Annotated in this window: 10 protein-coding genes; 7 read left to right on the top strand and 3 right to left on the bottom strand. The window is 61.6% G+C overall.

The features are described from left to right. Positions 1-305: 305 nt before the first annotated feature. From ACOVQ0_RS06390 to phoB, 7 genes are all read left to right on the top strand, one after another. Complete coding sequence (locus ACOVQ0_RS06390; RefSeq protein WP_421881686.1) at positions 306-1502, top strand: sensor histidine kinase; 1197 nt, start codon at positions 306-308, stop codon at positions 1500-1502. Positions 1503-1559: 57 nt separating this feature from the next. Further along, complete coding sequence (locus ACOVQ0_RS06395; RefSeq protein WP_421881689.1) at positions 1560-2606, top strand: substrate-binding domain-containing protein; 1047 nt, start codon at positions 1560-1562, stop codon at positions 2604-2606. A 22-nt stretch (positions 2607-2628) separates the two neighbouring features. After that, complete coding sequence (gene pstC / locus ACOVQ0_RS06400) at positions 2629-4011, top strand: phosphate ABC transporter permease subunit PstC (RefSeq protein ID WP_421881692.1); 1383 nt, start codon at positions 2629-2631, stop codon at positions 4009-4011. Further along, positions 4004-5287 (top strand): phosphate ABC transporter permease PstA, encoded by a 1284-nt coding sequence (pstA, locus tag ACOVQ0_RS06405; protein ID WP_421881695.1) that lies wholly within the window; start codon positions 4004-4006, stop codon positions 5285-5287. Before pstC ends, pstA begins: the two co-directional genes overlap by 8 nt. A 1-nt stretch (position 5288) precedes the next feature. Further along, entirely contained in the window at positions 5289-6104 is an 816-nt protein-coding gene (gene pstB / locus ACOVQ0_RS06410; protein ID WP_421881698.1) for a phosphate ABC transporter ATP-binding protein PstB, read from the top strand. 28 nt (positions 6105-6132) lie between these two features. Next, entirely contained in the window at positions 6133-6819 is a 687-nt protein-coding gene (gene phoU, locus ACOVQ0_RS06415; RefSeq protein ID WP_421881700.1) for a phosphate signaling complex protein PhoU, read from the top strand. Positions 6820-6894: 75 nt separating this feature from the next. Further along, the gene (phoB, locus tag ACOVQ0_RS06420) at positions 6895-7584 is read left to right on the top strand and encodes a phosphate regulon transcriptional regulator PhoB (protein ID WP_421881702.1); all 690 of its coding nucleotides are present in this window, start codon (positions 6895-6897) and stop codon (positions 7582-7584) included. Here phoB and ACOVQ0_RS06425 read toward each other — a convergent pair. Genes ACOVQ0_RS06425 through ACOVQ0_RS06435 form a run of 3 tightly spaced genes read right to left on the bottom strand, consistent with a single transcriptional unit; the run spans position 7581 to position 11014 of the window. Then, complete coding sequence (locus tag ACOVQ0_RS06425; RefSeq protein WP_421881704.1) at positions 7581-9077, bottom strand: mannosyltransferase; 1497 nt, start codon at positions 9075-9077, stop codon at positions 7581-7583. The two genes, phoB and ACOVQ0_RS06425, sit on opposite strands and share 4 nt — an antisense overlap. A gap of 2 nt (positions 9078-9079) precedes the next feature. Continuing rightward, a complete protein-coding gene (locus ACOVQ0_RS06430; protein WP_421881707.1) occupies positions 9080-9352 on the bottom strand; it encodes a DUF1467 family protein in 273 nt (90 codons plus the stop codon). Between the two features lie 9 nt (positions 9353-9361). Continuing rightward, positions 9362-11014: a ribonuclease J gene (locus ACOVQ0_RS06435; protein ID WP_421881710.1), complete on the bottom strand. Its 1653-nt coding sequence runs from the start codon at positions 11012-11014 to the stop codon at positions 9362-9364. Between the last annotated feature and the right edge of the window lie 75 nt (positions 11015-11089).

Here is an 11089-nt window from a genome sequence, read left to right on the forward strand (position 1 = left end):
CCCCATTTGCCGCCGATGAAATAGTCATACCTGTCGCGAATGAGCGAGACGCCGGTGAATTTGCTCATGGCCTGCTGCAACATCCCCGTTCCTCCGATGAATTGTTGTTAGGATCGGCAGCAATGTGCGCCCCTCGCCCATGCGCGCCAATTGTACCTTGGAACGACGCTCGCCCGGCCCATCGATTTGTGACATGCTTTGCGCACGGCTTGCGCCGATGCTCCCGCCTCGCCTATTCGCACTGCAACAAGGCCGAAACATGGATCGGCGATTCGCAAAGCAGGCACTCCACACAGCGTGATTCGATGAAGGGCTTGTCGTTGCCAATTCCCAGCGTCATCGTTGCCCTTTGCGCAGCCGTGGTCATGTACCTCGGCGGTTCGGGCTTCTGGATGTCACTGGCGATCCTGCTGGTCTGGGTGGCTACGCTGTGGCTGGCACGGCCTGAACCCACCGTTGAAACTATCGACCGCGACGATGGCAGCGTCTCACGGCAGGCTATGGTCGAACTGGTCGAACCCTTCGGCCTCCCCGTCCTCATGCTCGATGGCCAGCGCATTGCTGCCGCAAATGCCGCCGCGCGCGAAGAATTGGGCGCACATATCGTAGGGCAGGACGCTCGCGTTGCCCTGCGCCATCCCGAAGCCATTGGCCTGCTCCAAAAACCGCAAGGTCGCGCGCTGGTGCGCGGCCTTACCGGCGCGCGCAGCATCTGGCAGGTCAGCCGGGTTCCTATCGACGAACGGTTCTCGCTGATCGAAATGGTGAACCGCACGGCAGAAGCCGACATCAGCCGCGCGCATACCGATTTCGTCGCAAACGCCAGCCACGAACTGCGCACCCCGCTCGCGTCGATCATCGGTTATATCGAAACACTGGCCGACCCTGATGCAAAGGTCGATGCCGCAACGGCGGCGAAGTTCCACGCCACCGTCCTGCGCGAATCGCGCCGCCTGCAAAGCCTTGTCGAAGATCTGATGTCGCTTTCGCGCATCGAGGCGGAAAAGCACGAACTCCCGCGCGATCGCATCGATCTGGGCCAGATGGTCGGCACGATTGCCAGCGAAACCGCGATGACCGTGGGCGAAGACCGCCTTAAAGTGGAAAGCTGCGAAGCAGTCGTCATGGGCGACCGACAGCAGCTCGACCAACTGGTGCGCAATCTGATCGACAATGCGTTCAAGTACGGTGATCCGCAGGCCCCCGTTTCCGTCTCCGTCGGCGTGGTACAGGGCGAAGCGGAACTGATCGTGGCCGACCACGGTGAAGGCATCCACCCCGATCACCTCCCCTACCTTACCCGCCGCTTCTATCGCACCGATCCGGGCCGCAGCCGCACCGCAGGCGGTACCGGCCTTGGCCTTGCCATCGTGAAACACATTGTCGAACGCCATCGTGGCAAGCTCGATATCGCCAGCACGCTGGGCAAAGGCACCACGGTCACCGTGCGCATTCCAATCGTTTTGCAACAGAACGTTGCTGCAAACCCGGCTCTGTCATAAACCTGTCACGCTGCCGTCGCATTGGCCGCCCTGCCAACAGGGATAAAGGCTATACCGATGTCGATGATTCGCAATGTTGCCCTTTCAGCCGCCGCGCTTTCGGCGCTCGCTCTTGCCGGTTGCGGTTCGCAGGAAGCGGCCACCCGTGATCAGGTGCGCGCTGTCGGCTCCTCCACAGTTTACCCCTTTGCCAAGGCCGTAGCTGAATCGCTGGCCAAGGCTGATCCGTCGCTCAAGTCACCGATCATCGAATCGACCGGCACGGGCGCGGGCATGAACCTGTTCTGCGGCGGCGTGGGCGCACAGTTCCCCGATATCGCCAATGCCTCGCGCCGGATGAAGAAGTCCGAGTTCGAATCGTGCGAAAAGAACGGCGTGAAGGAAATCGTCGAAATTCAGGTCGGCCTTGATGGCGTGGCCTTTGCCGAAGCACAGGGCGGCGTAGGCATCGCGCTTACCCCGGAAGACGTCTACAAGGCGCTCGCCAAGAACCCCTATGGCAAACCGCAGACCTTCAAGACCTGGAAGGACGTCAACCCTTCCCTCCCGGCTGAACCTATCCTCGTCTATGGCCCGCCTTCCACTTCGGGCACGCGCGATGCGCTCAAGGAGCTGATCCTTGCCAAGGGCTGCGACGAAAACGCCGAGATGAAGGCGCTCAAGGACAGCGACAAGGACAAGCACGACAAGATCTGCACTGAAGTGCGCGATGACGGTGCCTATGTCGATGCGGGCGAGAATGACAACCTGATCGTCCAGAAGATCGAGGCGAACCCCAAGGCCATCGGCGTGTTCGGCTTCTCCTATCTCGAAGAGAACAAGGGCCGCATCAAGGGCCTGACCATGAAGGGTATCGAGCCGACTTACGCCACGATCTCGGACTTCAGCTATCCCGGTGCCCGCCCGCTCTACATCTATGTGAAGAAGGCCCACCTGAAAGCAATTCCCGGATTGCAGGCATTTGTCACTGAATGGTCAAAGCTTTGGGGCAAGGATGGCGCGCTTGCCAAGCTCGGCATGGTCGTCGCACCTGACGATGTGCTTGCGGGCAGCGCCAAGGCTGTTAACGACCTTCCGGTTCTTGACGGTTCGCAGTTGAAGTAAGTTAGAGGGAATACCGGGGGTCATGTCGCCAGCCATTCTGCTTCTGCTCGCCTTCGGGCTGAGCCTTTTGGGCTGGCTGGCGGCACGTTCCCGCGCCTGGGCCTTCCGTAAGGCCGCGCCCGGCGCCCGCCTGCATTCGCTGCCCAATTTCCACGGTTGGTACGTGGCCCTGTGGGTCGGCGTACCTGCCCTGCTCTTTGCCGTGCTGTGGAACGCGATCAGCCCTTCGCTGGTCACCGCGCAAGTCCTTGCCGATCCTGCGGCATCCGTGCTTCCCGCCTTCGGGTTTGAACGAGAGACACTCCTTTCAGAAGCCCGCGCGGTTGCCTCGGGCAATGCCTTCGGCGTTTTCAATGAAGAAGCGCAAGCGCTGGTCGAACCCTACCGCGCAGCGCTTACGCTGTTCAATTCGATCGGCCTTGCGGTAACGATGCTCGTTGCCTTTGCAGGCGGCGCGTTTGCGTTCCTGCGGCTCAAGCCCGATTTCACCGCCCGCACGCGGGTGGAACGCGCGGTGCTGGCGCTGCTGATGATCGCGTCGATGGTGGCCATTCTCACCACCATCGGCATCATCGTCAGCCTGCTGTTCGAAACTGTGCGGTTCTTCGGCATGGTGTCCCCGTTGGACTTCCTCTTCGGCACCCACTGGTCTCCCGATCCGATGAGTTCCGGCACTCCCGACGGGAAGGTCTATGGCGCGATCCCGTTGTTCTGGGGCACGATCTATATCGGCGCGATCATCGCCATGATCGTCGCTATTCCACTCGGATTGATGAGCGCGATCTTCCTGACGCAATATGCCAGCAACAGCGTGCGCAAGGTGATGAAGCCGCTGCTCGAAATCCTCGCGGGCGTACCTACCGTCGTCTACGGCTATTTTGCCGCGCTCACCGTCGCTCCGCTGGTGCGCGATGCGGCGCAGGCCATCGGCATTTCCAGCGCCTCGACTGAAAGCGCGGTTGCCGCTGGCCTCGTCATGGGCATCATGATCATCCCGTTCGTCTCCTCGATGGCCGACGATTCCATCGCTGCCGTACCGCAGGCCCTGCGCGACGGCAGCCTGGCAATGGGCGCGACCACTTCGGAAACCATCCGCAGGGTGCTCGTCCCCGCCGCGCTTCCCGGCATCGTCGCAGGCGTCATGCTCGCCATCAGCCGCGCCATTGGCGAAACCATGATCGTTGTCATGGCCGCAGGCGCATCTGCCAATCTCACCGCCAATCCGTTCGAAAGCATGACCACAGTCACTTTCCAGATCGTCGCCATGCTCACCGGCGAAGGCAGCTTTGATCATCCCGCCACGCTCTCCGCTTTCGCGCTCGGCATGGTGCTGTTCCTTGTCACGCTGACGCTGAACTTCATCGCGCTGCGCGTGGTCAAGCGTTACCGCGAAGCCTATGACTGAGGCCTCTGAAATGACCTCCGCCACACCTTCCTTCGAAGATATTCAGGCACGCCGCCGCGCCATGATGGAAAGCGGGTTGGCCGCGCGCAAGAAGGCCGACCGCCGCTTCCGCTGGCTGGGCTTCGTCGCGGTCGCGTTTTCCGCGCTGATGCTCCTGCTCCTGCTGGTGAACATGAGTTCGGCAGGCATCGCGGGGTTCCAGCGTAGCGAAGTCCGCTTCGATGTACCGCTGGCAGGCGCGATGCAGATCGATGCCGAACGCCTGACCCAGCCCGATCCGATGGGCGGGCTGGAACTGGCCGGCCTCGAAAAGGTGGTCGACAATGCCGCCCGCGCCACGCTCGGCCCGCAGGCCGACGATATTCTTGCCAGCGGCGCGTGGCGTGAAGTTGCCGATCAGCTCGTTGCAAATCCTGCCTTGCTCAGCACCACGATCAAGGTTTCGCTTCCCGCCAGCAATGATCTTGCCCGTGCCATGCGCGGCGAAGGGGATCCCGCGCTCCAATCGCTCGCAACCCGCTTGAAGGCTGAAGGCAAGCTGGTCCGCCAGTTCGACAAGGGCTTCCTCACCCGTTCGGATGCCACCAGCCCGCAGTCTGTCGGGATCTGGGGCGCGCTCAAGGGTTCGATACTGACGATGTTCGTCACGCTCGTCCTGGCCTTTCCGGTCGGCGTGCTGGCAGCGCTCTACCTTGAAGAATACGCGCCGAAGAACCGCTGGACCGACTGGATCGAGATTTCGATCAACAACCTTGCAGCCGTGCCTTCGATCATCTTCGGCCTGCTCGGCCTTGCCGTGTTCCTTGCGATCTTCCCGCACTATCGCTCGGCCCCTCTCATTGGCGGCATGACGTTGGCCCTGATGACCATGCCGGTCATCGTCATCTCCGGCCGCAACGCGATCAAGGCGGTGCCGCCCTCGATCCGCGATGCCGCGCTGGCCATTGGTGCCAGCAAGGTGCAGGTCGTGTTCAACCACGTCCTTCCGCTCGCCCTGCCCGGCATCCTTACCGGCACGATCATCGGCATGGCTCGCGCGCTGGGTGAAACCGCGCCCCTGCTGATGATCGGTATGCGCGCATTCGTGGCCAGCCCGCCATCTGGCTTCACGGCTCCGTCCAGCGTCCTGCCGGTGCAGATCTTCCTGTGGTCCGACGAGATCGACCGCGGCTTCGTGGAACGCACCAGCGCCGCGATCGTGGTCCTGCTTGTATTCCTGCTCATGATGAACGGTCTTGCGATCTACTTGCGCAACCGCTTCGAAAAACGGTGGTAAAATGAACGCTGAAGCGATCCAGACTGAGCCGCAAGGGCAGGACAAGCCCTATTTCGATGCGCCTCTCAAGATGAGCGCAAAGAACGTCTCGGTGTTCTATGGAGACAAGCGCGCGATCGACGATGTGTCGATCGAGATCCCGCAGCGCTATGTCACCGCCTTCATCGGCCCTTCGGGCTGCGGCAAATCCACGTTCCTGCGTTCGCTGAACCGCATGAACGACACCATTCCCAACGCCCGTGTCGAAGGTGATATCCTGCTTGATGGGCAGGACATCTACAAGTCCGGCATGGACGTGGTGCAGTTGCGCGCCCGCGTGGGCATGGTGTTCCAGAAGCCGAACCCCTTCCCCAAATCGATCTACGAAAACATCGCCTATGGGCCGAAGATTCACGGCATCACCGGCAGCAAGGCCGAACTGGACGAGATCGTCGAGCAGTCGCTCCGCCGTGCTGGCTTGTGGGAAGAAGTGAAGGATCGTCTTTCGGACAGCGGCACCGCGCTTTCCGGTGGCCAGCAGCAGCGCCTGTGCATCGCCCGCGCCATTGCGGTCGATCCCGAAGTCATCCTGATGGACGAACCGTGTTCCGCGCTCGATCCCATCGCCACCGCGCGCATCGAAGAACTGATCGACGATCTGCGTGGCCGCTACGCCATCGTCATCGTTACCCACTCGATGCAGCAGGCCGCGCGCGTTTCGCAGCGCACCGCGTTCTTCCACCTTGGCAAGATCGTGGAATACGGCAAGACTTCCGATATCTTCACCAATCCGCGCGAAGAACGGACCAAGGACTACATCACCGGCCGCTACGGCTGAGCCGCGCAACAGGGCATAAGAGGACGACATGGTGGCCGAACATACCGTCAAGGCATTCGACGAGGATATCACCCGGCTGCGCGGCCTTGTCGCGGAGATGGGTGGGCTGGCCGAACTTTCCGTGTCCGAAGCAATGGACGCGCTGGTGCGGGGCGATCACGAACTCGCCAAAGGCGTTATCGCGCGTGACAAGCGCATCGATCAGCTTGAGGCCGAGGTCGACAAGCTTGCCATCCGCGTCCTCGCCCTGCGCGCGCCGATGGCGGACGACCTGCGCGAGGTTATCGCAGCGCTGAAAATCGCGGGCGTTATCGAACGCATCGGCGATTATGCCAAGAACATCGCCAAGCGCGTCGGCATCATCGAAGGCCGCAAGCGGTTCGAACCGCTCACCCTGCTGCCTGCGATGAACGAACTTGCCGCCGATATGGTCCACGATGTTCTGACGGCCTTTGCCGCGCGTGACCCCATCAGCGCCCAGGAAATCGTTGAGCGCGATGCAAAGGTCGATGCCTTCTACGATTCGATCTTCCGCAACCTCGTCTCGTTCATGGTCGAAAATCCGGCTACGATCAGCAGCGCAGCCCAGCTTCTGTTCGTTGCCCGCAACATCGAACGCATCGGTGATCACGCCACCAACATCGCTGAAATGGTCTACTACGCCGCAACCGGCGCGAACCTGCCAGAGCGCGAGGAAGTGTTGCCACCAGCTTGACCGCTCTTTTGCGGCTTCGTCATACGGCGGTAACATTACAGGTGCTTTGGCAAACTGACTGTCATGGAGGTTTGCTTGCCTGCTCCGAAATTGCTGCTGGTTGAAGACGATACGGCACTGGCCGAACTGGTCGAATACCGCTTTCGCGGCGAAGGCTACGATGTTCGCACCACCGACGATGGTGACGAGGCGCTGTTGCTTGCGGCTGAAGATGCGCCCGATCTTGTCCTGCTGGACTGGATGATCGGCGGCACCAGCGGTATCGAGGTCTGCCGTCGCCTGCGCCGGAACAAGGACACCGCGCATGTTCCGATCATCATGCTCACCGCCCGCTCGGACGAGGATGACCGCATTCGGGGACTTGAAACCGGCGCGGATGATTATGTCACCAAGCCTTTCTCTCCGCGCGAACTGATCGCCCGTGTCGGCGCGGTCCTGCGCCGCGTCCGCCCTGCGCTGGCTGGTGAGACGATCACCGTTGGCGACCTCTCGCTCGATCCGACCGCGCACCGCGTCACGCGGCGCGGCGGAGCGATGAAGGTTGGCCCTACAGAGTTTCGCCTGCTCAAGCACTTCATGGAGCACCCGGGCCGCGTCTTCTCGCGCGGGCAGTTGCTCGACGCGGTCTGGGGCAGCGGCAGCGATATCGAACTGCGCACGGTGGACGTCCACATCCGCCGCTTGCGTCAGGCCATCGCCATCCCCGGCGCGGCAGACCCCGTTCGCACCGTCCGCTCCGCTGGTTACGCGCTCGAAGGCGTTTAGAGGTCTTTGGCGATCAACTGGCGGTTGTAGTCGAAAACACCCGCCGGTTCGGTGCAAGGCCCGGCTCGCACCGCCACACAATACTGCTGTTCGAACACCGGGGCGGTCGGTGACATGCACCCGGCAAAGCGATAGGCCGCTGGCAACTCTCCCAGATGTTCGATGGGCGCAATCGCCACGTTATAACGCGGCTGCGCCAGCGAAGCCGAGGCAGGGCCATCCAGCAGCAGCGCTGGCACATCGCGATTTAGCATCGCGCGCGACATGAACGGCACGTCACGGATGCGATAGGTCGCCACGCCGCACAGACCCGGCACCGAAGCTGCAGTGCGCATCGCCTTGAGCGGGGCCTGTCCGATCGTCCAGTTTATCGCGAACGGCTGAACTGCACCTAGATGCACAGAGAATGCCATCCATAACACCAACAACAGCGCAAACCGCCGTTTCGGCACGCTTTTCTGACCCTTGCGCGCCAGCCATTTCAGCAGGTCGACCGATCCGATTGCGGCCAGAAGGACGATCAACATCACCCCCAAAAGGATGAAGCGATACTCCTTGTGCCCGATGCCGGAATGCACCGCGATGACCATAAGCGCCGTCGCCAGCAACGCCGGATAGCGCTTCGCCCCGAAAATCAGCGACGGTATGATCAGCAGCGCGGCAAACTGCCATTGCCAGGCCAGCACACGCAGATACCAGTCCGCCGCCTCCACGCCATAAGCATGACTTCGGTTGGCAACAACGTTGGCAAAGACGTTGTTATATATCCACAAAAGTGGAAGCTGCCCCATCACCGCATTGGCTGCGACATCAACCAGAACACCGCAGATCGCACCGCCCAGCAGCGGAACCCAGGCACGACCGATTTCCAGCCTGCCCGCCCACAGGAACGGAATCGCCAAGGCCGGTCCCAGCGGAAATCGCGCGATGAAGCCCAGCCCCAGCAAGAAACCGCCCAGCCACGCATCACGCTGCGCACCGCCATCCCGGAATCGCACCAGCAGCGCCAGCCCCGGCAGGATCGCCAGCGCGGCAAAACTGTCGCTTGATGGGCGCGCAGCGAAGTAGGCAAAGTCCACCCAGATGGCAGTGACGAACGCGGCGGCGATTGCGTGCTGTCTCCCTGCCCTTTCACCCAGAACCCATGCTGCCCAGATCGTGCCGAGCGACGCAAATGTCATCGCGATACGGGGCAGAAGGAGATGCAACTCCCCCGCCGGATCAAGCACATGCCCGATCCATACCGGCGGCAACATCGCCAGCGGGATGAGCCACGAACGAATGCCCAGACGAATGTCCCAGGTGCGGATCCAGTCACCGGTGACCAAGCCATAGGCCGGTTCGATATATTGCCAGATCTCGTCAGGGTGGTGGTAGACCGTATACCACGCAATCGGGAGCCTGATCGCAAGCGCCAGCAGCAGCATCCCCGCCAGTGCCGGATCGATACGGCGCTGCGCCTTTGATGGTTTGCTGGTCGCCCCGCCTCGCACGGTCAGTGCGAAAAATAGGTCGTGATATCGAGGTCGGCTACCGTGATCCACTCGTTCATGTAGTTCGCGTAGAAGAAAGCGAAAGCAAAGGCGGACAGGATCGTCGCGCGTAAGGCAATGCGGCGCGGGTTGAAGTTGCCCGGTGCGCTGTCAGCCTGCCCGGCCACTTTTGCCTGCCCCAGTTCGTCATGCGTGCGCACGCCGAAGGGCAGCACGATGAACGCCGCCATGACCCAGAACAACCCATAGATCGCGATGATCGACGTGATTTTCATGCGCGTGCCTCAGCTTTCCCGCAGCAGAACCTGGACGACCGGCTTCTTGCCCGACCAGCGCTGCCCGGTACGCCGCACCGCAAGCCGCACCGTTTCCGCCACGGCCACGCGGTCACGCTTACGATCCCCTTTGAGCTTGCGAACAGCCTCTGCCGCCTCAACCTTTGCCTCAGCGATAAAGGCTTCCATATCTTCATCCAACGGGATGCCGATAGCGCCGATATCAACATCTGACGTCAGCACACCATCGTGCCGCACGGCCAGCGCAACGCTGATCAGCCCGTTCTGCGAAAGCTTGCGCCGCGCAACCACGCCTTCCCCATCGGCAGGCGCGATGATATCACCATCCAGCACGAGCCGCCCGGCGCGCTCTTCCGAAATCTTCTTTGGCCCATCGGGCGCAAGCCGGATCAGATCGCCATTCTTCTGCAGGATCGCGCGGGGAATGCCCTCATCCAGCCCGAGTTGCGCCTGTTCAGCCATATGGCGAATTTCACCGTGGACCGGCACGAGGATTTCGGGCCTGATCCAGTCATAGAGCGCAACGAGTTCGGGCCGCCCCGGATGGCCGGAAACGTGAATCATCGACTGCCGATCGGTCACGATCCGCACGCCCTTTTCCACCAGCGCGTTCTGTATCCGCCCGATGGCCAGTTCGTTGCCGGGAATCTGACGGCTGGAAAAGAGTACGACATCGCCCTTCTCAAGCCGAACCGGGTGCTGCTCTCCGGCTATGCGTGCCAAAGCCGCACGCGGCTCACCCTGCCCGCCCGTGGCCAGCACCAGCAATTCGCCGCGCGGAATATCCATCGCATCGTCGATATGGACCAGATCGGGCAGGTTCTTCAGATAGCCGCAGGACTTGGCCACACGGATGATGCGGTCCAGCGAACGGCCCGCTACGCAAAGCTGTCGTCCGGTTGCTTCGGCCACTTCGCCCAGCGTCTGAAGCCGTGCAACGTTGGACGCGAACGTGGTAACCACCACGCGCCGCCCCTTTTGCGCGGCCACCGCTTCCATCAGTCCAGCCCGCACTTCGCCTTCGGACCCCGAAGGTTTGGGATTGAACACGTTGGTGGAATCGCAGACCAGCGCCAGCACGCCGTCATCACCGATGGCGGTCAGTTCCTCTTCCGTCGCAGGCGTGCCAAGGCGCGGTTCATCGTCCAGCTTCCAGTCGCCGGTGTGGAATATCTTTCCATGCGGCGTATCGATCAGCAGGGCGTTGCCTTCTGCAATAGAGTGCGCAAGCGGCACGTAGCGAATGCCGAACGGCCCAAGCTCGAACCGGTCGAGATGATCGATGACGTTGAGTTCAACCTCGTCCTCGATCCCGGCCTCAACCAGTTTTTCATGGACCAGTTTTGCCGTGAACGGCGTGGCATAAAGCGGCACACCCAGATCCTGCGCGAAATAGGGCACCGCGCCGATATGGTCTTCATGCGCATGAGTCAGCACTATGCCGACCAGATCGTCGAGCCGCTGTTCGATGAAATCCAGATCGGCAAAAACCAGATCGATCCCGGGATAGTAAGGGTCGGCAAACGTCATGCCGAGATCGACCATCAACCACTTGCCGTCACAGCAATAGAGGTTGACGTTCATCCCGATTTCGCCCGATCCGCCGAGCGCGAGAAACAGGAGTTCCTTGGAAGATTTCACTGATTTCCCACCCGCTCTGCCAAGCCAACTCTTTCTGCCAGGATCGCCAGACCATCGAGCGTTAGATCGGTGTCT

The organism is Novosphingobium sp., assembly GCF_049240505.1.
Classification (GTDB): Bacteria; Pseudomonadota; Alphaproteobacteria; order Sphingomonadales; family Sphingomonadaceae; genus Novosphingobium.

What these genes read in the sequence shown, in the direction of transcription:
- pstB (WP_421881698.1), top strand. Translation starts at nt 5,289, where the DNA reads ATGAACGCTGAAGCGATCCAGACTGAGCCGCAAGGGCAGGACAAGCCC.
- ACOVQ0_RS06395 (WP_421881689.1), top strand. Translation starts at nt 1,560, where the DNA reads ATGTCGATGATTCGCAATGTTGCCCTTTCAGCCGCCGCGCTTTCGGCG.
- ACOVQ0_RS06390 (WP_421881686.1), top strand. Translation starts at nt 306, where the DNA reads ATGAAGGGCTTGTCGTTGCCAATTCCCAGCGTCATCGTTGCCCTTTGC.
- pstC (WP_421881692.1), top strand. Translation starts at nt 2,629, where the DNA reads ATGTCGCCAGCCATTCTGCTTCTGCTCGCCTTCGGGCTGAGCCTTTTG.
- ACOVQ0_RS06430 (WP_421881707.1), bottom strand. Translation starts at nt 9,352, where the DNA reads ATGAAAATCACGTCGATCATCGCGATCTATGGGTTGTTCTGGGTCATG.
- phoU (WP_421881700.1), top strand. Translation starts at nt 6,133, where the DNA reads ATGGTGGCCGAACATACCGTCAAGGCATTCGACGAGGATATCACCCGG.
- pstA (WP_421881695.1), top strand. Translation starts at nt 4,004, where the DNA reads ATGACTGAGGCCTCTGAAATGACCTCCGCCACACCTTCCTTCGAAGAT.